This is a genomic window from Streptomyces yongxingensis (genome assembly GCF_055597465.1).
Genome location: NZ_CM145717.1, coordinates 8,662,125 through 8,687,566, shown reverse-complemented (window position 1 = coordinate 8,687,566; position 25,442 = coordinate 8,662,125). Strand labels below are relative to the sequence as shown.

At 66.5% G+C, this 25,442-nt stretch carries 23 protein-coding genes and 4 pseudogenes; 8 read left to right on the top strand and 19 right to left on the bottom strand.

The features are described from left to right. Positions 1 to 9: 9 nt before the first annotated feature. From ACZ6TD_RS37285 to ACZ6TD_RS37250, 8 genes are all read right to left on the bottom strand, one after another. On the bottom strand, positions 10 to 741 hold the full coding sequence (locus ACZ6TD_RS37285) for a molybdate ABC transporter substrate-binding protein (RefSeq protein ID WP_344596257.1): 732 nt from the start codon (positions 739 to 741) through the stop codon (positions 10 to 12). Between the two features lie 7 nt (positions 742 to 748). Then, complete coding sequence (locus ACZ6TD_RS37280; RefSeq protein WP_471345165.1) at positions 749 to 1,558, bottom strand: hydroxypyruvate isomerase family protein; 810 nt, start codon at positions 1,556 to 1,558, stop codon at positions 749 to 751. Beyond that, positions 1,555 to 1,998 carry a RidA family protein gene (locus tag ACZ6TD_RS37275; protein WP_137977187.1) on the bottom strand — a complete coding sequence of 148 codons (444 nt, stop codon included), beginning with the start codon at positions 1,996 to 1,998 and terminating at the stop codon, positions 1,555 to 1,557. Before ACZ6TD_RS37275 ends, ACZ6TD_RS37280 begins: the two co-directional genes overlap by 4 nt. 10 nt (positions 1,999 to 2,008) lie before the next feature. Beyond that, positions 2,009 to 2,875, bottom strand: a complete 867-nt coding sequence (locus ACZ6TD_RS37270) for an alpha/beta fold hydrolase (RefSeq protein ID WP_344596255.1) — start codon at positions 2,873 to 2,875, stop codon at positions 2,009 to 2,011. 90 nt (positions 2,876 to 2,965) lie between these two features. Next, positions 2,966 to 3,610: a 3-oxo-tetronate 4-phosphate decarboxylase gene (gene otnC, locus ACZ6TD_RS37265; protein WP_137977188.1), complete on the bottom strand. Its 645-nt coding sequence runs from the start codon at positions 3,608 to 3,610 to the stop codon at positions 2,966 to 2,968. Then, positions 3,607 to 4,875, bottom strand: a complete 1,269-nt coding sequence (otnK, locus tag ACZ6TD_RS37260; RefSeq protein ID WP_471345163.1) for a 3-oxo-tetronate kinase — start codon at positions 4,873 to 4,875, stop codon at positions 3,607 to 3,609. Before otnK ends, otnC begins: the two co-directional genes overlap by 4 nt. 56 nt (positions 4,876 to 4,931) lie before the next feature. Beyond that, on the bottom strand, positions 4,932 to 5,600 hold the full coding sequence (locus tag ACZ6TD_RS37255; RefSeq protein ID WP_471345161.1) for an aspartate/glutamate racemase family protein: 669 nt from the start codon (positions 5,598 to 5,600) through the stop codon (positions 4,932 to 4,934). 65 nt (positions 5,601 to 5,665) lie between these two features. After that, positions 5,666 to 6,592, bottom strand: a complete 927-nt coding sequence (locus ACZ6TD_RS37250; protein WP_471345159.1) for a glutamate cyclase domain-containing protein — start codon at positions 6,590 to 6,592, stop codon at positions 5,666 to 5,668. Positions 6,593 to 6,725: 133 nt separating this feature from the next. On the opposite strand from ACZ6TD_RS37250, the gene ACZ6TD_RS37245 reads away from it, so the two are divergent. Further along, entirely contained in the window at positions 6,726 to 7,064 is a 339-nt protein-coding gene (locus ACZ6TD_RS37245) for a cupin domain-containing protein (RefSeq protein WP_242437847.1), read from the top strand. 79 nt (positions 7,065 to 7,143) lie between these two features. On the opposite strand, the pseudogene ACZ6TD_RS37240 reads toward ACZ6TD_RS37245, so the two are convergent. Both ACZ6TD_RS37240 and ACZ6TD_RS37235 read right to left on the bottom strand, forming a co-directional pair. Beyond that, positions 7,144 to 7,449, bottom strand: a pseudogene (locus ACZ6TD_RS37240) (MmyB family transcriptional regulator); the annotation flags it as partial. A 30-nt stretch (positions 7,450 to 7,479) separates the two neighbouring features. After that, positions 7,480 to 7,926 (bottom strand): annotated as a pseudogene (locus ACZ6TD_RS37235) (transposase); the annotation flags it as partial. Between the two features lie 408 nt (positions 7,927 to 8,334). Between ACZ6TD_RS37235 and ACZ6TD_RS37230 the strand changes: the two are divergent. Continuing rightward, on the top strand, positions 8,335 to 9,684 hold the full coding sequence (locus ACZ6TD_RS37230; RefSeq protein ID WP_471345156.1) for an MFS transporter: 1,350 nt from the start codon (positions 8,335 to 8,337) through the stop codon (positions 9,682 to 9,684). An 814-nt stretch (positions 9,685 to 10,498) separates the two neighbouring features. Here ACZ6TD_RS37230 and ACZ6TD_RS37225 read toward each other — a convergent pair. Further along, positions 10,499 to 10,933, bottom strand: a complete 435-nt coding sequence (locus ACZ6TD_RS37225; RefSeq protein ID WP_471345154.1) for an integrase core domain-containing protein — start codon at positions 10,931 to 10,933, stop codon at positions 10,499 to 10,501. 63 nt (positions 10,934 to 10,996) lie between these two features. Here ACZ6TD_RS37225 and ACZ6TD_RS37220 point away from each other — a divergent pair, with 63 nt between their 5' ends. Next, positions 10,997 to 11,317 (top strand): hypothetical protein, encoded by a 321-nt coding sequence (locus ACZ6TD_RS37220; protein WP_471345153.1) that lies wholly within the window; start codon positions 10,997 to 10,999, stop codon positions 11,315 to 11,317. Here ACZ6TD_RS37220 and ACZ6TD_RS37215 read toward each other — a convergent pair whose 3' ends face one another. The 5 genes from ACZ6TD_RS37215 to ACZ6TD_RS37195 form a co-directional block, all read right to left on the bottom strand. Then, on the bottom strand, positions 11,318 to 11,611 hold the full coding sequence (locus ACZ6TD_RS37215; protein ID WP_471345151.1) for an integrase: 294 nt from the start codon (positions 11,609 to 11,611) through the stop codon (positions 11,318 to 11,320). It abuts the gene before it with no gap. A gap of 74 nt (positions 11,612 to 11,685) precedes the next feature. After that, positions 11,686 to 11,802 carry a Tn3 family transposase gene (locus ACZ6TD_RS37210; RefSeq protein WP_471345149.1) on the bottom strand — a complete coding sequence of 39 codons (117 nt, stop codon included), beginning with the start codon at positions 11,800 to 11,802 and terminating at the stop codon, positions 11,686 to 11,688. Next, the gene (locus tag ACZ6TD_RS37205) at positions 11,799 to 11,957 is read right to left on the bottom strand and encodes a hypothetical protein (protein WP_471345147.1); all 159 of its coding nucleotides are present in this window, start codon (positions 11,955 to 11,957) and stop codon (positions 11,799 to 11,801) included. The genes ACZ6TD_RS37210 and ACZ6TD_RS37205 overlap by 4 nt, the downstream gene beginning before the upstream one ends. A 46-nt stretch (positions 11,958 to 12,003) precedes the next feature. Next, positions 12,004 to 12,849: a pentapeptide repeat-containing protein gene (locus ACZ6TD_RS37200; RefSeq protein WP_471345145.1), complete on the bottom strand. Its 846-nt coding sequence runs from the start codon at positions 12,847 to 12,849 to the stop codon at positions 12,004 to 12,006. 197 nt (positions 12,850 to 13,046) lie between these two features. After that, positions 13,047 to 13,391, bottom strand: a complete 345-nt coding sequence (locus ACZ6TD_RS37195) for a hypothetical protein (RefSeq protein ID WP_471345143.1) — start codon at positions 13,389 to 13,391, stop codon at positions 13,047 to 13,049. Between the two features lie 20 nt (positions 13,392 to 13,411). Here ACZ6TD_RS37195 and ACZ6TD_RS37190 point away from each other — a divergent pair. After that, positions 13,412 to 14,180 (top strand): annotated as a pseudogene (locus tag ACZ6TD_RS37190) (IS5 family transposase). A gap of 21 nt (positions 14,181 to 14,201) precedes the next feature. Here the strand turns inward: ACZ6TD_RS37190 and ACZ6TD_RS37185 are convergent. Beyond that, positions 14,202 to 15,010 (bottom strand): IS5 family transposase gene (locus ACZ6TD_RS37185; RefSeq protein ID WP_471345141.1). Its coding sequence is split into 2 segments (ribosomal slippage): positions 14,202 to 14,671 and positions 14,671 to 15,010, totalling 810 coding nucleotides; the frame shifts between segments, so codons are not numbered across the junction. A 167-nt stretch (positions 15,011 to 15,177) separates the two neighbouring features. Beyond that, a complete protein-coding gene (locus ACZ6TD_RS37180; RefSeq protein ID WP_471345139.1) occupies positions 15,178 to 16,029 on the bottom strand; it encodes an enoyl-CoA hydratase/isomerase family protein in 852 nt (283 codons plus the stop codon). Positions 16,030 to 16,071: 42 nt separating this feature from the next. Here ACZ6TD_RS37180 and ACZ6TD_RS37175 point away from each other — a divergent pair, with 42 nt between their 5' ends. The 4 genes and pseudogenes from ACZ6TD_RS37175 (at position 16,072) to ACZ6TD_RS37160 (ending at position 23,949) form a co-directional block, all read left to right on the top strand. Continuing rightward, a complete protein-coding gene (locus ACZ6TD_RS37175) occupies positions 16,072 to 16,476 on the top strand; it encodes a winged helix-turn-helix transcriptional regulator (protein WP_471345137.1) in 405 nt (134 codons plus the stop codon). A 198-nt stretch (positions 16,477 to 16,674) separates the two neighbouring features. After that, positions 16,675 to 17,763, top strand: coding sequence for an integrase core domain-containing protein (locus ACZ6TD_RS37170; RefSeq protein WP_471345135.1), 1,089 nt, complete (start codon positions 16,675 to 16,677; stop codon positions 17,761 to 17,763). Positions 17,764 to 18,879: 1,116 nt separating this feature from the next. Beyond that, positions 18,880 to 23,180: pseudogene (locus ACZ6TD_RS37165) on the top strand (DUF6531 domain-containing protein); the annotation flags it as partial. Between the two features lie 10 nt (positions 23,181 to 23,190). After that, positions 23,191 to 23,949 (top strand): hypothetical protein, encoded by a 759-nt coding sequence (locus tag ACZ6TD_RS37160; RefSeq protein WP_471345133.1) that lies wholly within the window; start codon positions 23,191 to 23,193, stop codon positions 23,947 to 23,949. Between the two features lie 321 nt (positions 23,950 to 24,270). On the opposite strand, the gene ACZ6TD_RS37155 is transcribed toward ACZ6TD_RS37160, so the two are convergent. Then, a complete protein-coding gene (locus ACZ6TD_RS37155) occupies positions 24,271 to 25,383 on the bottom strand; it encodes an integrase core domain-containing protein (RefSeq protein ID WP_471345131.1) in 1,113 nt (370 codons plus the stop codon). Positions 25,384 to 25,442: the final 59 nt, after the last annotated feature.

The window sequence follows — 25,442 nt, the reverse complement described above, 5'->3', positions numbered from 1 at the left end:
GCTCACGGCTCAGCTCGCTCGCGTCCCGTTGCCGGTCGCGGCCTTGAGGCCGAACGCCCCATAGGCCGAACGCGCCTGCTCGGACGCGAGGAAGCGCACCAACTCCAGCGCGGGGCGCAGGCCCGCCGCGGCCGTGGACGGTACGGCGCTGAACTCGGTGTCGTGGTCGGCACCGGCCGGGAAGGGGCCGACCACATCGACGCCGCGGACCGCCATCAGCTCGCTCACCTGCTGGATGGCAAGGTCTGCTCTGCCGTCCAGCACGGCGTCCGCGGTGAAACCCTTCTCCACGACCGTGGCGCGTGCGTTCACCTCCTCGGCCACCCCGAGTTCGTCCAGCAACCGGGCGAAGTAGATGCCGCTGGCCCCGGTTCTCGAATAGGCGACCGATCGCGCGTCGCGCAGCGTACGAACCAGCTCATCGACGGTCGCGATCCGCGGGTGCGGTGTGCGCGCGCGGACCGCGAGGCCGACTCCGGTGCTGGCGAGCGGTAGTCGCGCCGCGCCGTCGACGACGCCCTGCGCGGCCAGTTGCCCGATGTCGTCCGTGATGGCGATCAGGACGTCGGGGTGCTCCCCCGAGGCCATCCGCTTCCTCAGTACGGACGTCGGATCGAAGACAGCCCTGACGGCCGTCCCCGTCGCCTCGGCGAACTCTTCGAGCAGCCGGTGTTCCAGGGCGCTCCGCACCGCCAGGGTACTGAAGAGTACGACATGCCCATGCTCGGGTGTTTTACGCATGACTACGTCACCCGTTCCCTTCCGGGGCGTACCTGGTCAGCCATCCGAGCCCGTCGGCAGTGCGGTTCGCGGGGCGGTACTCACAGCCGATCCAGCCCGGGTATCCCCGTGCCCGCAGCCGGTCGAACACGAAGTCCCAGGCGATCTCCCCCGTGCCCGGTTCTGCCCGGCCGGGCACGTCCGCCACCTGGATGTGAGCGATGGACGGCAGGAATTCCTCCAGACGGGTGCTCAGGTCGCCCTGGCTCATCTGGCAGTGGTAGATGTCGAAGAGCATGCCGACCTGGTCACTGCCGACAGCCGCCACGACGCCCGCGGCCTGTTCCTGGGTCTGGAGCAAGTAGCCCGGAACATCCCGGGCGTTGACCGCCTCGATGACCAGCCGGACTCCCGCGCCGAAGGCAAGCTGCCCTGCCCACGCCACATTGGCGACGTACCGGGAGAAGGCCGTGTCGCGCGGGACATCCGCGGGCCGTACACCGGCCCGCAGGTGGACAAGCGGACACTCCAGCTCCACGGCGTAGTCGAGCGCCCGTGTGACGCCGTCGCGGAATTCCCCGACCTGGTCCGGCAGACACGCCGTTCCCGCGGCCGTGGGCGTTCCAGGAGGCCCCACCGGGCTGTTGATCAGCACCTGGCGCAGCCCCGCGTCCTTCAGCCGCCGGCGTAGCTCCACCGGTGAACGACCGTAGGGCGAGGCGTACTCGACGGCGGAGAATCCGGCCTCGGCCGCGGCGTCGAAGCGCTCCTCGAATGGCACTTCGCCGAAGAGCCAGCCCAGATTCGCGCAGAAGCGCAGCCCATGGTCCGTCGTCATGACGGGGCTCCGAGCGCGGCGACGACCTCGATCTCGACGCAGGCGCCGTGCGGGAGTTGCGCTACGCCGATGGCGCTTCGCGCGTGCCGGCCGGAGTCGCCGAGGGCCTCGATCAAGACCTCGGACGCGGCGTCGATCACCTTCCCCTGAGCGGTGAAATCCGGGGCCGAGGCGACGAATCCGGTGATCTTGAGGATCCGCAGGACCCGGCCCTGGTCTCCGCTGAGTGCGCTGTCCAGAGTGGTGAGGCACGCCTGTGCGCACAGCCGCGCGGCGGCCCTGGCGGACTCCAGGTCGACGTCCGCGCCGACCTTCCCGTGGTAGGCGATCCGGCCGTCCTTCCGGGGAAGCTGGCCGCTGACGTACGCGACGCCCTCGTGCACCACCACGGGGGTCACGTAGCCACTCGGGGCGGAAGCCCTCTCGTTCGGTGTCGCCATCTTCCGCTCCCTATGCCTTGAGACCATTGATGAAGTCGGAGATCTCCCGTGCGAGCGCCTCGGGCTCCTCCTCGGGAATGTAGTGACCGCTGCCGGCGATGACTCCGCCGCGCACGTCGCGGCCCAGCGGCTGCATGCTCTCGTAGAGGTCGGGGGCGGAGCCGACCTCGCCACCGAGGGCGAGGACCGGGACGCCGATCTTCCGCCGCATCAGGGGGGTGTTCTGCTCGATGTCCTCCAGGACCGCTCGGTAGTAGCCGAGCATGCCCCGCAGTCCACCCGGGGCCTGGTACACGCGCTCGTACTCGTCGATGTCGGCCTTGCTGAAAGTGGACCTCCAGTTGGCGGTTTTCCTGCTGAAGAACCATTCGATGAGGATGCGCTCACGGCCCTGGAGCAGTGCCTCGGGCAGGTCGGGGATCGGGTTGAACAGGAAGTGCCAGTTACGCCAGTTGTCCGGGCCGAGCGTGATCGTCGGCCGCAGTGTGACGCCCGGGATGTTGCCGTCGAGGAGCACCACTCCGCGCAGGTCGGCGGCGAACTGATGGGCATAGGCGTATCCCACCCAGGCGCCGATGTCGTGCCCGACCAGCACGTACCAGTCCTCACCGAGGACCTTCAGCAGCGAGCGCAGCCGCTTGCCGGTCGTCAGGGTGTCGTAGCCGTCCACGGGCTTGTCGGAGTCGCCTTGCCCGGGGAGGTCGACGGCGATCACGTGGAAGCGGTCCGCGAGCAGCGGCATCAGGCGCCGCCAGGCGTAGCAGCTCTGCGGGAAACCCGCGACCAGGACGATCGTGGGGCCTTCGCCGGCTTCCACGATGTGGAACCGCAGGTCGTCCGCCCATACCATCCGGTGCTGAAGCTCGATATCACTCATTGCTGTCCTCTCAGGAACTGTTGTCGGGTCTGGCAGCCGGCCAGGCAGCCGCGGTATGCGGGGCAAGGAGTCACCCACGCGGAGGTGAGGTCAGCGACGACGGTCGAGTTGTGAGACCTCTTGGTCGCTGAGCGGGCGGGTCGGTATTCCGCGCAGGAGCAGGAAGAGTTTCGCCGTCTCCTCCAGCTCTTCGATCGCCGCCGCCGCGGATTCCAGCGTCGTGCCGCTGACGATCGGCCCGTGGTTGGCGAGCAGGAGCGCGTGGTGACGGGCGGCGAGGTCGTGGATCGCGGTGGCCAGCGCCGGGTCACCGGGGCGGTGGTAGGGGACCAGGGGCAGTCGGCCGACCCTCATGGCGAAATAGGCGGTGAGCGGTGGAACGCACTCAGCCGGATCGAGCCCGTCCATGCAGGACACCGCCGCCGCGTAAGTCGAATGCAGGTGAACGACGCCACCGGCACCCCGTCGCTGCCTGTACAGCACCAGATGCAGGAGGCTTTCCTTGGTCGGGCGGTCCCCACCGACATGGCGCCCGTTGTCGTCCAGCTTTGACAACCGCTCCGGATCAAGGGTGCCCAGACTCGCGTTGGTCGGCGTCATCAGCCATCCGTCGGACACCCGCACGCTGAGGTTACCGCTGGTCCCGGTGGTCAGCCCGCGGGCGAACAGGGAGGCACCCAGAGTGGCGAGCCGTTCCCGCTGCCGGCTTTCGTGGCTTTTCGTGATCGGGTTCATGGCAGCCGCTCCCAGGCGTCGAGGAAGAAGTCGCGCGAGCCGAAATTCCCCGACTTCAGCGCGAGCGCGAGTGGCCGGGGGGTGCCGAGCGTCCACGTCCACGGGACTCCTGGACTGATCTCCGGCCCGATGACCAGCCCCGTGACACCCAGCGCCCCCACGACCACACCGGAGGTCTCCCCGCCGGCGACGATCAACCGGCCGACCCCCATATCGACGAGGCCGCGAGCGATCGAGGCGAGCGTGTTCTCGATCCGTGAGGCGATGTCGCCGGGAAGCCGCGACTTCGCCGCCGTGACGTTCCGCGCCGGCTGCGTCGCGTGCAGCAGAACCGGGCCCTGCCCCAGAAGTGGCCGCGCCCAGCGTAGTGCCGCTGTGACGATGTCCTCGCCTCGGACGATCGCGAAGGGATCGACCAGGAAGCTCGGGTACACCGCTCGCACCGCCTCGACCTGGGCATTTGTCGCCGCTGAGCAACTGCCCGCGATGACGGCCCGTCCCCCACCGGTTGGCACCGGAGCGTGGGGATCACCGTCGGTGAGACGATGCGGCTGGGCACGGAAAGTCTCCGCCAGCCCCACCGCCAGCCCGGCACTCGCGGTGACCAGCGGCAGATCAGCGCACGCACGGCCGATGGCAAGGAGGTCATTGTCGTCGGTCGCGTCAACGACGGCGAACCGGATGCCCTCCCTGCGCAACGCGTCGAACTCGGCGCGGATCCGCTCCGGCCCTCGGCCCACGGTTCCGTGGCCGACCAGACCAACTCGCGAGTGAGTCTGCCGCCGCATCAGCCGGACGACGTTCGCGTCGTCCATCGGTGTCAAGGGGTGCTGGCGCATGGGAGACTCGTCCAAGGGCACATCGCCCACGAAGAGCCGGCCGTCGCGGACGGTACGGCCGTTGGCCGGCAGCGCTGGGCATACGACGGTGAAATCCATGCCGAGGGCGTTCATCAAAGCCTCCGCGACCGGGCCGATGTTGCCCGCCGGGGTGGAGTCGAAAGTCGAGCAGTACTTGAAGTAGTAGCGTTCGCAGCCGATCTCCCGCAGCCACCGCAGCGCGGTGAGGGACTGCTCCACCGCGTCGGCGACCGGTGCCGTGCGGGTCTTCAACGCGACGACGACCGCCTCCGCACCCGACCGCACAACCTCCTCCCCGGCCTCGGGGACGCCGATGACCTGCACGGTTCGGATCCCCCGCGCCACCAGCGCGGATGCGAGATCGGTACCGCCCGTGAAGTCATCGGCGATGCATCCGAGCAACATGCTCGCGCCCCTTTCCGCTCACGTCGGCCGACGGGCCCGCAGGGGGACGGCGGCGGTCACGCGGCGCCACGGACAGCATCCTTCAGAGCGAGGACGGCTGTCTGCGGTGCGGTGAAGACGGGCACGTCCACCCGTGCGCGGACCCGCTCCACCGCCTGCGAGGTGGAGAAATGGGCCAGGACGATGGCGTCGCAGTCAGAGAGCCTCGGTGCCTGCTCCGCGACCAGCCGGTTGTGTGACCCGGCGTCCCCCGCGCGCAGGAACTCGAGCGCGGAGTCGACGACGATCGGCGTGAGGTTCGCAGGCGATCCCAGACGTTCCGCCTCAACGGCGAATTCGTCTGCCATGGTCGGGACCGAGGGCGCGAACGTGGCAAGCATCCCGACGTCGGTGCCGCATGCGAGCGCCGCCCGGAACATCGCCTCGTTCGGTTTGACCACAGGCACGGGCAGCGAAGCCGCCGCGCGGTCTATCGCCGGGCCGAACGCCGAACAGGTCGCCAGGATGCCGTCGGCGCCGGTGCGGTAGGCATAGCGCACCAGATCCACAAAACGTTCGATCAACTCCTCAGCCAACTCTGCCTGGCGTGCCCGCTCGGTAGTGAGCCCGTCATCGAGCAGATTCGTCAGCTCGGCCTCGGGCCATTCTCTTGCGAACGCGTCATGGACGGGCGCCATGGCGACGGGCGTCGCATGGACAAGGACAATACGTGCTGTGCCTGTCATTGCCTTCTCTGCTCTTTACGTCACACCGGTTACCGGCCCGCTGGCAGGGGGCTGAGTTCGGTTGGTCAGGAACTCTGTGACAAAACGGCCGTGATGGACTCGATGATGTCAATGTGGTCGTCGAGTGGAAGCCTGTCGATCGTCATCTGCAACTGGCCGAGCCGATCGACACGGCTGTCGTCGATGGCCTGGCCGATGGTGACCGCCGCGGTGAGGACGTCGTGCTCGGACTGCGCGTGGAAGTGCTTGAGCAGGCGCGGGGCAAGATCGGGCCGCAAGCTCGCGACCGCCCCGAGCAGCCCGTAGGCACCCCAGTTGGCGACGCCGGAGACGATCAAATGGTCGGCGCCGGTGCGCGCGGCGACCAGGGCGCCGTTCGGTATGTCCTCCTCGATGATCTCCCGGGGCAGTACACCCATGCCGATCTCGTTGCCGCCGTCACCGATACCGATGGTGGTCCAGGGCGAGCTCCAGCCGTCATCCTCGAACAGATAGTCCAGCGGCGCGGTGTCATCCGAGATGTCCCATCCGTGCTCACGGTGCGCCCTCCCGTCGGCACCCAGCGAGCAGCGCTCGATCGCGATGAGGTGGGTGAGCGGCTGCTCCGCCGACTCCAGACGTCCGCGCAGGCTCCGTACGGCGTCGGGGTCCACCGAAACGACCTCCAGCGCGGCCCTTCCCGGCAGGACACCGGTGACCGCCCAGACCGCCTTGGCGCATGGCGCGTCGGTGATCACCGTAACGGGGATACCGGCCTCGATGAACCCCGCGGCGAGCTGGCCCATGCCGTTCAGGCCGTCCGTCTCAGGTGACGGCGGTTCCGCGTGCCGGACGAAGAACCCGCACACGATGCCGATGTGCGGCGAGGGGTGGTCCGCTATCGACTGGGCGGCGCGCTCCAGATTCCCCCGCGCGAACGCGACCAGCCGACTGATGTCCCGGCGCACCTTTCGTCCGACGATGCCTTCGATCTCCGCGATGGGTGTTGGCATTTACCCTCCAGGGCTTGGCGTATACTTAACGTATATATGGCCTCCGAGTGTGTCAACCACACGCCCGGACCGAGCGGCGCGCAGCCCAGACCGGCGGTAGGCCGCTTTCCAACTGTTTACGGAAGGTCACCCATTGAAGACCGAGCGCGAGTTCTTCTCATCCAGCGCGATGCCATGGCGCGCCGGACCCCAGCCCGGAACCTCCGAGAAGATCCTGAGCAGGAACGAACTCGATCCGGAGATACTGACCCGGCTGGTGCGCTGGGAGCCCGGCCTCGATACCTCGCCCTCCGGTCTGATCCGACACGAGTGGGTCGAAGAGGTCTACCTGCTCGAAGGCAGCCTGCACGATCTGACGCTCGACGAGACCTTCTCCGCCGGGCACTTCGCGGCGCGCCCCCCGAGCATGCCGCACGGACCGTACCGGACATCCGAAGGCTGCGTGATGCTGGAAATCCGATACCGTCCGTAGCCACCCACGGCGGAGGGAAGCGCAGCTCGCAGTCCAAGGTCATCGGCCCGACCTGTGGGTGGAGGATCGTCTTGCGCGTCGCCATGTGGCGCGCGACCGAGCCGTGCTGCCAGCGTTGGTCGAAGCGGGGGCTCGCCTTGCGCAGATCGGTGATGAGAGTCCGCAGCGGCACATCGTCCGGGTAGCGGCCGACAGCGGCGCGCAGATCCGCGACGGCCGCGGTCTCGGAGGCGGCGTCCTCCTCGGGCGTGGCGACGACCCGGGAAGGCATGCCGGTGAAGTGCCGCCACAGGAGGTTGCGTTGGCGCGCCGGTTCACTGATCATCTCGCCGAGCAGGGCGGTGGCCATCGGGTTGGCGGCGACGAGCCGCCAGGCCGTGCCCAGGACGATAACGGGACTGTCGGCGAGCCGTCGGCGGGGCGGGGCGGCCCGGCGCAGGACTCGGTCCGAGCGCATCCGGGCAGCACTTGCACCGGCAGGTCCCTCAGCAGGAACGCGAGGCGGGGTGCGTCGTATCCGGCATCCGCGATGACGAGGACGTCCGGGTCACCGGCCTACCACTGTCCTGCTGTGATCAGCCGCGTGAGCAGGTCGCGTAGCTGTCGGGCGGTGACGGTGGCGGTGTCGTCCCCGGGTGCCGGACGGAGCGCGTCCAGGGGCGCGGTCCGCGAGCTGCGGCCGGGTTCGAGCGCGCAGATGATCGAGTAGGGCCGGCCGGGGATGGCGATGTGCCGGTCTTTGCCGCGTCCGTCAGGTGTGACACAGGATGCGTTCCGGTGAGGTGTGGGCGTCGGGCCGCAGTCAGCAGGTGACGTCGATGGCCAGGACCAGCCGACCGTCGGCAGCCCGCGGCAGTGGCGTCGTGGTTCGTCCGCGGGTGGATGTTCCGAGGCACCACCGAACTGCCCGTTCGTATGCCGCGCTGACAACTGAGGAACCGGACAGCGTCGCGAGATTCGCAACACCCCGCCCGGTACCGCATCAGGATCCAGACGAGCCGCACCGCCTCGGCGCCGCAACCATCAGCGGCATCGCACGATCCGAACGCATGGACCGGCTGCTGGTCCGCGACGAACAGCCACTGCGGCACACCCCCGCGAGCCGCCTCCTGTGATCATGGCTGATATCCGCCCCCTCAGGTGACGTACACGTAAGGTATACAACGTCGAGGTAACGACGCTTTCGGCAAAGCGGGCAGCTGACGGCAAACCCTTGACCTGGCCTCAAGCCATATATACCTTCCGTATACCTCATCTGGCTGGAGACAGCATGCCTGAAGAACTGCTTCCCTTTACCACGGATACCGCCGTGAATCCGCCACCCCCGCAGCGCCGACAGGTCGCCAACGCCTTCGCGGCCAGTCTGTCCGGCACCGCGTTGGAGTGGTACGACTTCGGGATCTACTCCGCGTCAGCGGCACTCGTGTTCCCGGTTCTGTTCTTCCCCGACTCCAGTTCCGCGGCCGCCGAACTGTTCGCGTTCTCCACCTATGCCGTCGGCTACCTCTCGCGCCCGTTGGGGGCGTTCGTCCTCGGGCGGCTCGGTGACGTCGTTGGACGCAAACGAGTCATCGTCCTGACGCTGCTGTTGATCGGCGTCGCCACGTTCGTCATCGGCTTGCTGCCCACGTACGGAACGATCGGCATCGCCGCACCGATCCTGCTGGTGTCGCTGCGATTCGCGCAGGGGGTGGGTGTCGGCGGCGAGCTGGGGGTGGCTCCGCTGTTGTCCAGCGAGTTCGGCGACCCGAACCGGCGCGGGTTCTGGTGTTGTGCCCCGCAAATAGGGCCGCCGGCCGGCAATCTGCTGGCGAACGGGATGCTGGCGCTGCTCACGGTGTCGATGTCACACGACGCCTTCCTGTCATGGGGCTGGCGAGTCGGGTTCCTAACGTCGGCGATCCTGGTCGGGCTCGGGCTGCTGATCCGGCTCCGGCTGGAGGAGACGCCGGTGTTCCGCGCGATCCGCGACAAGGGCGAGAGCCCGTCCGCTCCCGTTCGTGAGGTGTTCTCCACCGAGTGGCGTGGCCTGATCGCCGCGTCGTGTGCACGGGTGGGGCCGGACGTCACATACGCCCTGTTCGTTGTGTTCAGCCTCGTGTACGGCACGAAGGAAGCCGGTTTTACGTCGTCGCAAGTACTGATCGCGGTACTGATCGGTTCAGCCACGCAGCTCGCGCTCATCCCGCTCGCCGCGGCACTGTCCGACCGCGTCAACCGCCGCCGGATGTACGCGGTGGCCGCAGCGATTGCGGCCGTCTGGCCGTTCGTGTTTCTGCCGGCCATTCTGAGCGGCTCGTATGTGGTTCTCGTCGGCGGGATCGTGGTCGGTTTGGGACTGCATTCGTTCATGTACGGACCGCAAGGCGCCTTCATCACTGAGCAGTTCTCGCCCCGCCTTCGCGCGAGCGGCAGCTCGCTGGCCTTCGCGATCGGCAGCACGTTCGGCGGTGCCATGGCGCCGCTGGCGTTCGCGGCCTTGCTGAACTGGCAGGGAACATGGCTGCTTCTGGCGGCCTACACCGCGCTCGCCTGTGCGGTGACGATTGCCGGGACTCTCTGGCTGGGCCGCGACCACGACGCGGAGGAGGAACGCGAGTTCGCTGAGAGTCTGGCCTGAGTCCAGAAGACCGCTGAAAACCTCGGTCATGGCCCCGGCTCGGTGGAGGAGTCGGGGCCAAGGTGTCCGCGCCGGACGCAGGCCGCAGACCGGCTACCGCTCGTACACATTCGAGCAGGTCGAACAGGCATGCTGATCACGGTCCTGCGCGGCACGGGGATGAGCGTCAAGCTCGTCCGGCGTGCTCTCGACAAGCCGGACGTGGCACCCGCCCTGTTGCGGCAGCACAGTGCGGAGGTGCGGCACCAGCGGCAGACCCAGGACGAGGCTCTCAGCGACGTGCGAGAATTCTTCAACTCGTGGCCGCGGGGTGCCGCGTATCTGTACTCATTGATCAGGCCACCAAGGACACGGGTCTGGAGTAGCCGCCGTGGGGTCTTCAAGTCGGACCTCGGCGCAGGGCGGTGGTCGTCGAGTGGAGGTAGTTGCTCTCGGGCCTGATGCGGTCGATGCCCGTTGTAGTGTCCGGCGTAGGTGCTGAGACCTCCACCGCCACGGGGTGTGACGTTCAGGCGCCGCCGGCGACCACCAGAAACCTCTGGCTCGAAGCCAGCAGCCGCTGCGACTACGCAGTACTGGCGGTAAAGCATGTGCCGTGCCGCACGGGATCACTGACCTGATGCAGCGCCAGAAGTAGCGTGATGTGGCCCGAGCCCTCGCCTCGCATGCCACGAGACACGCTTGCGGCACCAAGAAGATCAGGCCCTCGCGGCGTAACGATGGCGTATCCGAGACCACGGGGAACCTTCGGAACTGCGCGCCCGCGCCGGGCTGGCCCGCCCGCTGCGCCCCCTGAAGGGTGTCAATATGCCGATCAGGCTGCTGAGTTGGGTGTTTCTTGTGGATGGAGGGGTCGTTGGGGTGGCATGGTGTGGTACTCGTTGAGCAGGCCGCCGAGTAGCTGTCGCCGTCGGACTACAGCAGCGGGCAGGGGGATGACGCTCAGGTGGTCGTCTGGGGCTCGTAGGTCGAGGCTGCGGTGGGCCCGTCCGGTGTTGTAGTGCTCGGCGTACGTGGTGAGGACGGCACGGAGGTGTCGTTCGCCGGTGATGAGGAGCCGGTCAGTGCACTCTGCACGGGCCGTGCGTATCCATCGTTCGGCGAACGCGTTCGACCGCGGGCTTTGCGGCGGAGTCGGAATGACGGCTATGCCGTTGCCGGCGAAGACGGCGTCGAACGCTGCAGTGAACTTGCTGTCACGATCCCGGATGAGGAACTGGAAGCACCCAGCTCTGTCCTCGAGGTCCATGAGCAGGTTACGGGCGAGCTGAGTGACCCAGGCGCCCGTAGGGCGGGCGGTGACACCCAGGACATGAACGCGCCGAGTCTTGATCTCCATGACGAAGAAAACGTAGAGACGCTTGAGGAAGACGGTTTCCACGTGCATGAAGTCGCAGGCGAGCAGCGTGTGGGACTGGGAACGGAGGAAAGTACGCCAGGTCTGCTGGGAGACGCGCTGCGGTGCGGGCGGCAGGCCGGAGCGATGTGGGACGCGCCGGATAGTTGCGGCAGCGACCCGGTGGCCAAGCCGTCGCAGTTCACCTTGGATCCTGACGTACCCCCAGGTCGGGTTCTCTCGCGCCAGACGCTGGATAAGCGCAACTGTGCCTTCCGGCAATGGTGGACGACCTGATCAGACCGCCGTCTGGCGCCACTTCCAGCGCACCAGACGACGGTGCCAGGTCAGCAGGGTGCCCGGAGTGACCAGCCGATGGCGACGCAAGACGGGTGGCAGGTGCCGTGCGAGAGCGGAGAGCACGGCACGATCAGCCCATGAGAGCCGCGGCCGCTCGACCTGCCGGCGAAGTACAGCGACCTCATGACGAAGCACGAGGATCTCGGCATTGTTCGCGGCGGTCGAGCGGCCCAGCAAAAGGAAGCAGCCCAACAGCCGACAGAAGACCAGGTACAGCAGTCGCAGACCCACGATCACTGATCATGCCCATACTTGAGCGATCGCAAAGCCCCAGGTCAACCACCGTACGGCAATGAAGACACCCTTCAGGGGTGCTTGGGTTCGCCACGGGTGAAGCGCCGCAGGACCCGCTCGGCCTCGGCGGTGCCCAGGCGCAGGGCGGTGGTGTACTTCACGATCGAGTCGTACTGCTGGCGGATCACCAGCTGACCCCGGCGAAGGTGAAGCACCACGGGTTGCGGTAGTTCTGCCACCACTGCGGACGCAAGCCCGTGGGGGCGAAGAGCTCCTCCAGGTGCCGGCGCATGGTCAGGTGCCACTCGATCCTATCCGAGCCCGGCGTGCGGTAGACGTCCATGAATGCGTTGTGGGCTCGATCCCGCACACCAAGTCCGCACACGGGCCTAGAAATCGGCAGGCAGCTTCGCCCCGCCAATAGAGGCAACAGACTCGAGTTGCTCCTTCGAAAAGTTTTTCACTCCCCTGAGATCCACATCCATCAGCCGCGCGCCAGTGAGATCCGCACCAGCCAGGTCCGCCTCGCGTAGATCCGCGCCGGCCAGGACTGCGTTACGCAGGTCCGCGCCGGCCAGGCTCGCGAAACGCAGGTCCGCGAAACTCAGATCCGCATCTTGCAGGTGCACGCCGGCCAGGTTCCCATCTGACAGGTCAGGGCCGTCCCGGTCCGCCAAGCGCAGATTCGCGTCTGAGCCTGGGCACAACGTGACTTCGCGGGACACACCCCCTTCCTCAATGATCTTGCAAATCCGATCTGCCGCGTGATGCCGACGTTGTTGGTACATCCGCTGTTGATACATGTCGATGTTCTTGTGACCAACCTCGGCTCCGAGGAGCCAAGCATTGTGCAGGTCGAGAACGAAGTTCTCGTCGTGGGTTGCGTCCCGGGTGGTGAGGACGCTGAGGGCGGTCTGGACGTCGGCCGAGATGCCCTGTCCCTTCGCCGGTCGTTTGGCCGCGTGGGTGCGGACGTAGGCGGCAAGGACGTTGGCGATGGTCGGCTGGTCGCGGGTTGAGTCCTGCATGATGCGTTGCAGGGCGTAGACCCCGCCAAGACGTACGTCCATGCTGCCGTTACCGAGGTTGTCCACCGCTGCCGTGTACCGGTCGGTGACCTGACCCTCCTTCACCTGTGCCCTGTCCCGCCGGCCCTGGTCGTTGGCCTGCCGCGTCTGGACACCGGTGTACCAGAGTCCGGCCACCGCCACGAGGGACGTGACCAAGACCGACACCAGCTCGATCTTCCGCGCCCAGTCCAGACCTCCCGCCCTCTCTTGTGAGCCACGGCCGACTGTTCGTGATCGGCTGGCTCGGATGGCAGAGCGGGTGGCGCGGCGTAACCGCAGACGGCGTGAGGGCAAAGGTGCAGAGGACATACCGGCATTCGACCGTGAACGTTCCATCCGCGCAGTCAATCCTTCGAATTTCCTCACACTTCCACGCAGCCGTTCGACACGATGACCCGTACGACACCAGCACCGAGGCGCGCGACGCCGGCATCTACCTTGCGCGCCAGGCCGAGGATCACCTTGCTCTGGGCGACCTGGATGCCGCTGTGGAGGTCGCCGAACAGGCGATCGAGCAACAGGGCGGGACAGACTCTGACCGCTGCAGCAGCCCCCTGACCGACCTGTGGGAGCAATTCGCCGCCCATCGCAAGGCACGCCCCGTCGCCGACTTCCTCGACTTCACCGCCTGGCACGGACAGCGCATGCACTTCAGGGTGGCTAGCAGGACTCCGTGAGGTCTTTCGGGTGGTCGTGATCAGCGGCATGGCCTGACGGGCTATGGGAACTGGTCGCCCCGTTGCTGCCTCCGTTTTCTCCGCGTCCGCAGGGTAGCGGGGCCGCTCCATCTGATGAGCGGGCCGTGTTCACGGCGGTGGTTGTACGTCCTGACCAGCGGGTGTGCCTGGCGGCATCTGCCGGAGACGTTCGGGGTCTCGCGCGCGACGGCGCATCGCCGGTTCACCGTCTGGACGAAGGCCGGCCTGTGGCGGCGGCTGCACCGCGTGATGCTGGACGAACTGGGTGCCAGAGGCGAGTTGGACTGGGCCTCGGGGATCGTCGACGCCGCCGCGGTGCGGGCCAAAAAGGGCCTCGCTGACCGGGCGGAATCCGGTCGATCGCGGCAAGAAGGGCAGCAAGCCGCACGTCCTTTCCGAGGCCCAGGGCATCCCGCTGGCGGTCGCCGTCTCTGCGGCGAACACCCATGACAGTCAGGCCCTCAAGCCGCTGATCCGCGGATACCCGCCGTGCGCTCGAGGCGCGGGCCGCGCCCGACGGCGGCCCGGCAAGCTCCGCGCCGGCAAGGCATATTTCTCCGCCGAGCACCTCGCCTGCTGCGTGGCCGCGGCGTCGTCCCGCGCATCGCGCGGCCCGGGATCGAGCCGGGCGAACGGCTGGGACGGCATCGCTGGAAGATCGAGCGGTCGATCTCGTGGCTGTTCGGCTACCGCCAGCTGACCGCGCGATACGAGCGCAAGGGCTCCCACTTCCTGGCCTTCCTCGGACTCGAAGCCTCGCTGACCTGCTACAAGAAGCTCGCAAAACTCACCTCGTGAGACACACTCTTACTGATCGTTTCAGAATGAGGTTCGTAGGCGTCGCAAGCAGATGATGCTGCAGGCGAGTTGGAGCAGGCCAAGGTGGAGGTCGGCGCGTATCTCGTAGCGGATGCGCAGGCGTTTGAACTGGTGGAGCCAGGCGAAGGTCCGTTCCACGACCCAGCGGGTCTTGCCCAGTCCCGATCCGTGCGGGACACCTCGGCGGGCGATCTTGGGTGTGATGCCGCGGGCTCGGAGGATGCGGCGGTACTTGTCGTAGTCGTAGCCGCGGTCGGCGAAGAGCCGGCCCGGCCGGTGCCGCGGTCGTCCGCGAAGTCCTCGGATGCGGGGGATCGCCTCCAGTAGGGGTGTCAGCTGGGTGACGTGGTGCCTGTTTCCGCCGGTCAGGGTGACGGCGAGAGGGGTGCCGTGTCGGTCGACGATCAGGTGGTGTTTGCTGCCCGGCCGTGCGCGGTCGACCGGCGAAGGACCGGTGTGAGACCCCCTTTGAGGGCTCGAACGTGTGAGCCGTCGATCGCAGCGTCGTCCATGTCCAACAGTCCTGCCTTGCGCAGCTCGGCCAGGAGCACTTCGTGCAGGCGGGACCACACCCCGGCCTCGGTCCAGTCCCGCAACCGCCGCCACGCTGTCACGCCGCTGCACCCGGTCTGCTCGGCGGGTACATCTCTCCAGCTCACGTTCTTACGCAGCACGTAAACGATGCCTCGCAGGGCCGCGCGGTCGTCCGTCGGCAGGCGTCCGGGATACCGATGACGACGCGGCGGCCGGGGCGGCAGCAGCGGAGCGATACGTTCCCACAGATCACCAGGCACAAGATCATCCGGCACCTGGACCACTCTGCCGCCACCAGACCCGATCGCCAAGCCCTCACACCGAACTCATCCTGAAACGATCAGCTCCACAGAGTTGGAAGCGGCCCATACGGTCATTCGACCCGAATTACCAAACGGACCGAATGGACAACTTCTGCACTCCACCCGTGCAGGGCGACTCGTTACGAATGTCGGACGAGGTTCGCGCGCAGTACCTCTTCGATGTCCAACTCCACCTCGCGCGTGTGAACCCCGGCCGAGAGTGCTGCCCGGGCAAGCTCTCCAGACGCGGGGGTGAACGTTTCGCCGAGCAGGCGGTTTTCCGCGCGCAGTGCGTCCTCAAGCGTGCCGTCGGCCGCGTCGATTGCTTCGGTAGCCGCGGCGCGGACACCGTCGGGCAGAGCCGCGATGGTCAGTGCGACCCACTCAACATATTCGTCCAGTTCTGCGGCGGGCAGAGCTCGGTTCACCCATCCCCACCGCTCGGCAGTCGCCGCGTCGACAAGCCCGCCTGTCAGCACGATCTCGAGAGCGCGAGCGCGACCCACGAGGCGGGGTAGGTGGGCAGTTGCACCGGCTCCAGGGACGATGCCGATCAGTGTCTCGAACTGGCCGAACGCCGCAGTCTCGAGGGCCGCGAATCGCAGATCCAGGCTGGAGACCAGCTCGGATCCACCGCCACGGGCGAGTCCCGCGACTTTGGCGATGGTGGTCTGAGGCAGACGCCGCCAGCGTTCATGAAGCCGCATCATCGGGCCCGTCCCGACAAGCGTCTCCTCCGCGATCGGGAGGGCGGCGTAGGTCGCGGGGTCCTCCACGAATGACAGGTCGCCGTGTGCCAAGAAGAACTCCGGATTGGCGCTCTGGACCACGATGACGTGCAGATCGGGATCATTCTCGGCCGATGCAGCGACGGCGTCCAGGTCGAGCATGAGCTGAGCCGTCATCAGGTTGACGGGCGGAACATCAATTGAGACCCATAGCACTCCGTCCTGGCGCTTGAGATTGAGGCTGGGCAGGGACTGTTCGGCCATGAGATTCCTTTGGGTTGGCGGTATCTCTGGTATACCTGGCACATGAAAGGCACTTCAACGCAACCTGGTATCCGCGAAGATCGGGCCGGTCACGAGACCATCGTCGGCCCGCAGCGCGAGCTCCTGGATCAGCTGCTGGACAAGTGGGGTCACCTGCTGCTGGCCGCGTTGTGCCAGCAGCCGCGACGCTTCAACGAGCTCAAGAGAGAGCTCGATGGGATCACTCAAAAATCGCTGACGCAGGCACTGCGACGGTTGGAACGCAACGGCCTCGTCGAGCGCCGGGTACTGACGCAACGCCCCGTTGCTGTGGAGTACCGGATCACGCCGCTGGGTCGCACGCTTGAGGAGCCCTTCTCGATCCTGCGCGCCTGGACCGCCGACCACCTCCCCGAAGTCGAACGACACAGGGATGCATTTGACAAAGGCGCGGACACCCTTCACTGATCGTTTCAGGATGAGTTCGGTGTGAGGGCTTGGCGATCGGGTCTGGTGGCGGCAGAGTGGTCCAGGTGCCGGATGATCTTGTGCCTGATGATCTGTGGGAACGTATCGTTCCGCTGCTGTCTGTGCCGTTCAGGAATGCGTCGCTGCAGGTCGTAGGCGGTCTGGCGGAGTCTGCGGGCGCGCTGGGACCATGTCCTGGTGATCGTCTCACTGGTGTATCAGGTCACACGGAAGCTGCTCTCGGTTCCAGCGGTGTTGCTGCGTCGGCAGACGGCCAGAGAGGCTGAACTGCTCGTGCTCCGGCACGAGAACACGGTGCTGCGCAGGCAACTTGCGAGTCCGGTGCGGTACCAGTGGGCGGACCGGTTGTGGTTCGCGGCACTATCCTCGCTGATACCCCGGCGTCGCTGGGCGCAGGTGTTCCCTGTTACGCCAGGAACGTTGCTCCACTGGCATCGGCGTCTCGTTGCACGCAGGTGGGACTACAGCGCGTGCCGGACCAGGCCGGGCCGGCCGGCGACAGCGGAAGCCATGAAGGAGTTGGTGCTGCGGCTGGCGCGGGAGAACCCGCGCTGGGGCTGCCGCAGGATCCAAGGGGAACTCGCCCGGCTGGGCCACAAGATCGGCGCCTCCACAGTCTGGAAGATCTTGACGGCAGCCGGCGTCGACCCAGCTCCCCGCCGCGGCGGGCCGACATGGCGCGAGTTCCTGACATCCCAGGCCGAGGCCATCGTCGCATGCGACTTCCTGCACATCGACCTGGCAAGCCTTCGCCGGGTCTACGCGCTGGTCTTCCTCGAGCATGGCACGCGCCGCCTCCACGTCGCCGGCGTCACCGCTCATCCGACTGCGCAGTGGACCGCCCAGCAGGCCCGCAACCTTGCTCTTGAGGTGGACGCGCGCCTCGAGTCGTTGCGCTTTGTGATCCGCGACCGGGATAGCAAGTACACCGAATCCTTCGACGCGGTCTTCGAAGCTGAGGGCATCGAAACCGTCAGGACCGCCCCGCGAGCCCCGCGGATGAACGCGCACTGCGAGAGAGCCATCGGGACACTGCGGGGTGAACTCATCGATCACGTGCTGATCTGGAACGAGACCCACGCTCGCCACGTCCTCGACGTCTACGCCCGGCACTACAACGGCCATCGCCCCCATCAGGCCCGAGGGCAACGTCCGCCCCTTACCGACAGCCGGACCGCACCATTGACCGACTCGAGTACTCCGCGACGACTGCTCCAGACTCGCGTCCTCGGCGGCCTGATCAATGAGTACAGACACGCGGCCTGACCTGCCGCGACAGATTTCTGAACGGCACAACGTAGGTAAGCAGTGCTCGTCGACCACCATGTCAAGCGCACACACCGGTGTCACATCCTCGCCCGCTTGGCACACTTTTTCTTCTGACAAGTCCCCGCAAACAGGCTCACTACAGCGCTCCAGAACCGGCTACGGCGCTCACGCCCTGGGAGTGCCCTATCTACCGGCAGACACCAAGGGGCTTTACTCCCCCTTGACGCTGGCCGTCCGCTGCGACCAGGACGCCCGCACACGGCCTGCCTGCGGAGACCGACCCGGAAAGATCACCCGCAGTCCCCCGTTCCCCTGTCGCATGGGGAGCGCGACTCCGCGCTCCCACCCCGGGAAGGGGGCCGGGAGCCGACAAGGGTCCTTATGCCTCTTGATGCAGAGAGCATCCGAATCGATGGGGTGATCGCAGGAGCCTACGGTTGACGACGGCGCACGAGTTCTCCGTACGGCGTTGTAGGTCTACCAGATCGGGTGACGGACGAATCGGGCGGCGTTGACACGTCTGCGAGTTGGGAGCACGAGGGCTCCCAGAGGGCTCCCATTTGCTCCCAGCCCAGACACGACAAAGGCCGCCTCCGCTACCCGCAGAAACGGCCTCCGACCTGCGAAAACGCTGGTCGGGACGACAGGATTTGAACCTGCGACCCCTTGACCCCCAGCGGCGCGCCAATCCGCCCTTTATGCTCTACTTTAAGACTCTCGCAGACCTGTAGCGCCGTCAAGCTCCGTACCAGGTCATACGCTGCAGTCGTCAAGGGGCAACCCCGTGCACCCGCCGCAGGCGTGGACTCACGGGCAACGTGGGAGGTGTATGCGAGGATTCACGGCGGGTGTTCATTCAATGACGACCCGAGTGGGACCGGGGAGGGAAGAGTTGTCGTTGCGTGATCTGATCCGTGACGAAATGGCCGCGCCGAGGGTTCGTTCGGAGCGGCTGGCGGCGCTGCGTTCGGCGCGGCTGTATTTTCAGCGGCCGGATGAGCCGGGCTTCCTGGCCTCGGAAACAGAACACGGGCCGGTGGTACCGGTTTTCACCTCCTTGGAACGGCTCGCGCTGTTCGCCGGGCCGTGCGGATGGGCGTCGACGACCGTGGCTGGACCGGGGCCGGCGCGGAGGGTTTTCAGGACGCGACCCGGAAGCTCCCCAGGGAACTGGAATCCGCCCAGACCTACTTCAAAGCGGCCGCGAACGCCCTGGACGACTACGCCGAAAAGCTGCGCTCGGTCCACAACCGCGTCAAGCCGATCATCGAGGACGCGGACGAGGCGCGGGCCGCAACCAAGCGCTACTGGAACAAGGGCACGGACTACAACGCCGCCGTCGACCGGAAGGACGATCCGCTGCCGGAACGTCCACCGGAGGACGACCCGGGCCTGGCAGCGCTGGAGGACTGCTACAGCCGGCTGGACAAGCTGGAGAGCGAGCTCCAACTCGTCATCCACGCGGCCAAACGCAAACTCGACAAGGCCGCCGAGAAGGCCCCGGACAAACCCCCGGCCCCCAAGGGCTGGGACAAGTTCAAACAGACCCTCGGGGACTACGCCGGCGGTACCGCCGACACCTTGGGCAGCTGGTACGAAGATTTCGATGACCTCGTCCACGACGGGCCCGATGGTGCCGGCCTGCGGCTGGCAAGCACCGTGGACGGCGTCGCCTACGCCGCCGAGCACCCCAAGGAGTTCGCCAAGGCCGTCACCAACTGGGACGAATCGCAGCGCAACCCCGCCCGCGCGGCCGGTCAGCTCACCCCTGGCCTGCTCCTCGCCCTGGCCACCGGCCCGAGCGCGGCTCGGCTCGGTGGCTCGGTCGCGAAAAACGCCGCCCAGCGCCTGCTGAGCCGCGAACGGGGGCTACGCCGCGACGGCAGCGCCCGCAAGCGTACTGACGCCGATCCGAACAAGAACAACACGCCCAACCATGAACGGCCCAAAACCGGTGAGCCGATCGACGTGGCCACCGGCGAGATGGTCATGTCCGCCACCGACGTCACCCTCCCCGGTGCCCTACCGCTGGTCCTGGAACGGCACTACGTCTCCGGCCACCCCTGCGGGGGCTGGTTCGGCCGCACCTGGGCCGGCACGCTCGATCAACGCCTGGAGATCGATGACCCCGGCGTCGTCTACATCACCGACGACGGCATGCTCCTCACCTACCCGATACCGGAACCCGACGTACCGACCCTGCCAAACTCTGGGCCTCGCTGGCCACTGTGCTGGGACGGCAAACCCGACGGCACCTTCACCATCACCGTGCCCGAACACAACCGCACCCTCCACTTCGCCCCGCTGCCGGTGAGCGGCCGAGAGCTGGCCCTGACGGCGATCACCGACCGGACCGGCGAAGGCGACCGCATCGACGTCACCTACGACCGACAAGGCACCCCCACGGACATCGTCCACTCCGGTGGCTATCACATCGCGGTCGACACCGATCCAAAACTGCTGCGGATCACGGCCCTGCGCCTGCTGCACGGCGAAAACCATGAGCACAGCACCACTCTGATCTCCTTCGGCTACACCAAAGCCGGGGACCTGGCGGAGGTCATCAACTCCACCGGCAAGGCGCTGCGGTACCAACACGACGACGAACACCGCGTCACATCATGGACGGACCGCAACGGCACTACCTATGCCTATGTCTACGACCACCGAGGCCGCGTGCTGCGCGGCATCGGCCCGGACGGCACCCTCTCCGGCCGCCTGCACTACGACACGCAATCCCGAACCACCCGCTACACCGACTCACAGGGCAACACCACCACCTACGTCTGCAACGAGGCGTACAAGGTCATCGCCGAGACCGACCCGCTGGGCAACACCACCCGCACCGAATGGGACGAATCCAACGACCACCCCATCTCCGTGACCGACCCCCTGGGCCACACCACCCGCTACCGCTACGACGACCAGGGTGACTGATCGCCGTCGAGCGCCCCGATGGCACCGTGACCGAAGCCGCTTACGACGGCCAAGGGCTACCTGTCGAGATTCGTGAGCCCGGCGGCTCAGTATGGCGTCACGTTTACGACGACTGCGGGGCTCGCACGGCCACCACCGATCCAACAGGTGCCACGACTCATTACGCATACGACGGGAATGGCCACCTCTCAGCGATCACCGACGCCCTGGGCCACACCACCCACGTCGCCACCAACGCTGCCGGCCTCCCAGTCGCCATCACCGACCCCCTAGGTCACACCACCCGCCACGGCTGGACCATCGAAGGCAAACCTGCCTGGCGCGAGAGTCCCGACGGCTACCGCGAAATATGGCAATGGGACACCGAAGGCAACCTCGCCCAGCACACCGACCAAGCTGGACACACCACCACCTACACCCACACCCACTTCGATCAGCCCGCCACCCGCACCGACCCCGACGGCGCCCACTACGCCTTCACCTACGACACCGAACTACGCCTCACCACCGTCACCAACTCCCAGGGCAAGCAGTGGCAGTACACATACGACGCCGCAGGGCATCTGGTTACGGAGACCGACTTCAACGGCGCGACACACACCTACGAGCGCGATGCCGCGGGGCGCCTCACCGCCCGATCCAATGCTCTCGGCGAAACCCTGCGGTACACCCTCGATGCCGCCGGACGCATCATCGCGCAGAACGATGAGACCACCGGCGAGCAGACGACCTACACCTATGACGCAAACGGCGCCCTGGTCCATGCGGCAACACCCACCACGGAACTAACCCGGAAACACGATCAACTCGGGCGCGTCATCTCGGAGACAATCAACGGCCACACCACGGCCCACCGATACGACGCCCTGGGCCGACGCACTCTTCGCACCACCCCCACGGGGCTGACCTCCATCTGGTCCTGGGACGCAGCAAGCCACCCGTCCACCCTCACCACCGCCGGCCACACCCTCACCTTCACGCACGACGCCGCTGGCCGTGAAACTCAACGCACCACAGGAGAAGTCACCCTCACCCAAGGCTGGGACATAGCGAATCGCCTTACGACCCAAAGCCTCGCTGTCTCGCCTCATGACCTGCTCCAGCACCGCACCTACACCTACCGTCCTGACGGATACGTCACCCAAGTCCGCGAACTCACCGCCGGGACACGCAACTTCACGCTCGACCCCATGGGACGAGTGACGGGAGTCCAGGCACACGGCTGGACGGAGAAGTACGCTTTCGACATAGCAGGCAACCAAACCCACGCCACCGCACCCGACCACGCCGCCGCGGGCGACCGAGTCTACGAAGGCACCATCATCCGCCGTGCGGGGCGCACCATCTACGAACACGACGCCGTCGGCCGCCTGGTCCGCCGCACCCGTAAGCTGCTCAACGGCCAGACCCCTACTTGGACGTACGTCTGGAACGCCGAAAACCGCCTCACCAAGGTCACCACCCCGCAGGGCGACCGCTGGCACTACACCTACGACCCTCTCGGCCGCCGCACCTCAAAACAGCTCCTCCAAGACGATGGCACGGTCACCGAGGACATTCACTTCGCCTGGGACACTACTCGCCTGGTTGAACAAACTACCTCGGATGGAACAGCGACGACCTGGGACTACGCGCCCGGAACCGACCGCCCGATATCCCAATCCACCCACCAGGGACCTGAAGCCGTTCCGCATAACACCCACTCACCCCTTGCGTTCTCCGACACCACCCCCCAGTCCGAATACGACACCCGGTTCCACGCGATCATCACGGACCTGGTCGGCACGCCCACCGAACTAGTCGCGCCCGACGGCACGCTTGTTTGGCAACTCCGCACCACCGTCTGGGGCACGCCTCTGCCCGCACCACAAAACGACATGGAGTGCCTGCTCCGTTTCCCCGGCCAATACGCAGACCCGGAAACCGGCCTAAGCTACAACCACTTCCGCTACTACGACCCGGAAATCGCCCGCTACATCACGCAGGATCCCCTCGGTCTCAAACCGGCATCCAACCCCGGCGCCTACGTGCACAACCCGTACACATGGAGCGACCCTCTCGGCCTCGCGCCCAAGTGCCCTGTAGCGAAGGCCAAGGCTGCCGTGGACAAGATCATCGAGCGCGCCCAAGAGGGCAAGCCGAGAAAGTCCACCAACTACCATCCACATTTCGACAACGACGAACGAGTCTTGGAGATCCTGAAGAACCCGGACGCGGTATACCTATCCGAAGGAAACCGCGGAAATCTCATTTTCAGGCAAGGCGATGACATCGTGGTCACAAAGGGGGCAGGTGCTGGCGCAGGCGATGTCATCACCGGCTACGGCCCATCCGGAGTCAAGGGCGAATCCGGAGCCGAAGCGCTGGGCGGATCACCTACCGATCCCGGACACCCGGTAACCCATGACGACATCGTGAACGGTAAAATCCCAGACACCAGGGGCGGCCACATGGCACCCGCCAAGCAGATCCGATGAGGCGACATTCATGGTGAGGTTCTCCGTCGGCGACACCGTGAACGCTGAAACCACGCGAAACCCGCTGACATTTACTCCACGATTCGACTTCATCGATCTTCAGGTAATCGTCGCGGGGTATACGAGCCCGAACGAGCGCGAGCAGCAGCTGGCCCACACCTTCGGCAGCATGCAGTGGCTGTGGTCGGAGAATGACGAGTTCCGGTTCGACCAGGGCAGCCGGGAGCTGTCCCACGCAACGTTCTACGTGCCCCGGGAATCCGCTCCCTCCCCCCTCTGCCACCATGCGCCCCACATGCCACAGAGACTGCCCGGCGGGCTGCGTACGGACACCACGCAGAACTTCGCCCTCCCCCAGGCAAGGATCTTCTGCTGCGACCCTGAAGCGTCCGAGTTGCGGTGCTACCGGGACCTCAGTGCTCTCGACGGAGGGCCGGACGCCCTGATCGGCATCGCCCCCGACGTGAGCCTCCTCATCAAGGAAGGCGAGGTAGCCGGCTGGAGCCTCACCGATCCCGCGCGGTATCTGACAGATGGTTTTGCAGACCCTGAGGCCACGCCGCCCTCTCACACCACCCGGCTCCGGCTGGCCGAGTGTCTCAACCTGGTCACCGCGCCGCTCATCGACGAGGCCATGGACCAGGACGCAGACACCTGGCGCAGGCTCCGGGCAATCGAGCACGCCCTACACGACCAACAGGACGACCGGAACCGCGCGACCATCATGCACCGGGTCATCAGTCGTCTGATCGAGGACTACGATTCCTAATAGGACTCCGTTATTCTCGGGCTCCTTCACGCGCCCTGTGCCATTCAGAAATGCGTCGCTGCAGATCGCAGGGGGACTAGCGGGGCCTGTGGGTGCCGGGAATTATGTCACCCGGCTGACCTGCTGCTTCGAATCTGCCCAGATCTCGGGAGCGGCGAGCCGTTTTGAGGCAGCGTGCTGGTCGTGGTGATACGGCTGATCTACCTGCTCGCCTGCCAAGCCTTCCGATGGCTTGCCCTGCTCGCCCGCTCGAATACCTGGAAGGACGCAGAGTTCTTGATGCTCCGGCATCAACTCGCCTGAAGGGTGTCAATATTCCATTTAGGCCGCTGAGCTGGGCCTTTCGTGTGGATAGTGAGGCAGCCGGGGTGACATGGCGTGGTACTCGTTGAGCAGTCCGCCAAGTATCTGGCGGCGCCTGACCGCGACAGCGGGCAGGGGGATGACGTTCAGGGCATCGTCGGGTGCTCGTAGGCCAAGGCTTCGGCGGGCCCGCCCCGTGTAGTAGTGCTCGGCGTACTGGTCGAGGACCGTACGCAGGTGTCGTTCACCGGTGATCAGGAGTCGGTCGGTGCATTCGGCGCGAGCTGTACGTATCCATCGTTCGGCGAACGCGTTTAACCGGGGACTTTGCGGCGGAGTCGGTATGACGGCTGTGCCGTTGCCGGCGAAGACGTCGTCGAACGCGGCTGTGAACTTGCTGTCCCGGTCCCGTATGAGGAACCGGAAGCACTCGGCCCTGTCGCCGAGTTCCATGAGCAGATTGCGGGCGAGTTGAGTGACCCATGTGCCGGTCGGGTGGGCGGTGACGCCCAGGACGTGAACGCGCCGGGTGGCGATCTCCATGATGAAGAAGACGTAGAGGCGTTTGAGGAAGACGGTGTCCACGTGCATGAAATCGCAGGCGAGCAGCGTGTGGGCCTGTGAGCGCAGGAACGAGCGCCAGGTCTGCTGCGAGGCACGCTGCAGTGCGGGCGGTAGACCGGAGCGGCGCAGGACGCGCCGGATCGTGGCGGCGGCCACCCGATGGCCAAGCCGCCGCAGCTGACCTTGAATCCTGACGTACCCCCAGGTCGGGTTATCTCGCGCCAAGCGCTGGATGAGCACGACCGTCTCTTCCGGCAACGGTGGCCGACCGGGGCCGACCGCCGTCTGGCGCCACTTCCAGCGCACCAGACGCCGGTGCCAGGCCAGCAGCGTCCCCGGGGTGACCAGCCGATCGCGGCGCAAGGCGGATGGCAGGTGCCGCGCGAGAGCGGAGAGCACGGCACGATCAGCCCACGAAAACCGCGGCCGCTCGACCTGCCGGCGAAGCACAGCGACCTCATGACGAAACACGAGGATCTCAGCATTGTTCGCGGCGGTCGAACGGCCCAGCAAGAGCAAGCAGCCCAGCAGTCGAGAGAAGATCAGGTAGAGCAGTCGCAGACCCACAATCATCGATCATGCCCACCCGTAGACGACCGCAAAGCCACAGGTCAACCACCGTACGG

Coding starts and splice junctions, on each gene's coding strand:
- ACZ6TD_RS37285 (WP_344596257.1), bottom strand. CDS start 741: ATGCGTAAAACACCCGAGCATGGGCATGTCGTACTCTTCAGTACCCTG.
- ACZ6TD_RS37280 (WP_471345165.1), bottom strand. CDS start 1,558: ATGACGACGGACCATGGGCTGCGCTTCTGCGCGAATCTGGGCTGGCTC.
- ACZ6TD_RS37275 (WP_137977187.1), bottom strand. CDS start 1,998: ATGGCGACACCGAACGAGAGGGCTTCCGCCCCGAGTGGCTACGTGACC.
- ACZ6TD_RS37270 (WP_344596255.1), bottom strand. CDS start 2,875: ATGAGTGATATCGAGCTTCAGCACCGGATGGTATGGGCGGACGACCTG.
- otnC (WP_137977188.1), bottom strand. CDS start 3,610: ATGAACCCGATCACGAAAAGCCACGAAAGCCGGCAGCGGGAACGGCTC.
- otnK (WP_471345163.1), bottom strand. CDS start 4,875: ATGTTGCTCGGATGCATCGCCGATGACTTCACGGGCGGTACCGATCTC.
- ACZ6TD_RS37255 (WP_471345161.1), bottom strand. CDS start 5,600: ATGACAGGCACAGCACGTATTGTCCTTGTCCATGCGACGCCCGTCGCC.
- ACZ6TD_RS37250 (WP_471345159.1), bottom strand. CDS start 6,592: ATGCCAACACCCATCGCGGAGATCGAAGGCATCGTCGGACGAAAGGTG.
- ACZ6TD_RS37230 (WP_471345156.1), top strand. CDS start 8,335: ATGCCTGAAGAACTGCTTCCCTTTACCACGGATACCGCCGTGAATCCG.
- ACZ6TD_RS37225 (WP_471345154.1), bottom strand. CDS start 10,933: ATGGACCTCGAGGACAGAGCTGGGTGCTTCCAGTTCCTCATCCGGGAT.
- ACZ6TD_RS37220 (WP_471345153.1), top strand. CDS start 10,997: ATGAACGCGCCGAGTCTTGATCTCCATGACGAAGAAAACGTAGAGACG.
- ACZ6TD_RS37205 (WP_471345147.1), bottom strand. CDS start 11,957: ATGGACGTCTACCGCACGCCGGGCTCGGATAGGATCGAGTGGCACCTG.
- ACZ6TD_RS37195 (WP_471345143.1), bottom strand. CDS start 13,391: ATGCCGCTGATCACGACCACCCGAAAGACCTCACGGAGTCCTGCTAGC.
- ACZ6TD_RS37180 (WP_471345139.1), bottom strand. CDS start 16,029: ATGGCCGAACAGTCCCTGCCCAGCCTCAATCTCAAGCGCCAGGACGGA.
- ACZ6TD_RS37175 (WP_471345137.1), top strand. CDS start 16,072: ATGAAAGGCACTTCAACGCAACCTGGTATCCGCGAAGATCGGGCCGGT.
- ACZ6TD_RS37160 (WP_471345133.1), top strand. CDS start 23,191: ATGGTGAGGTTCTCCGTCGGCGACACCGTGAACGCTGAAACCACGCGA.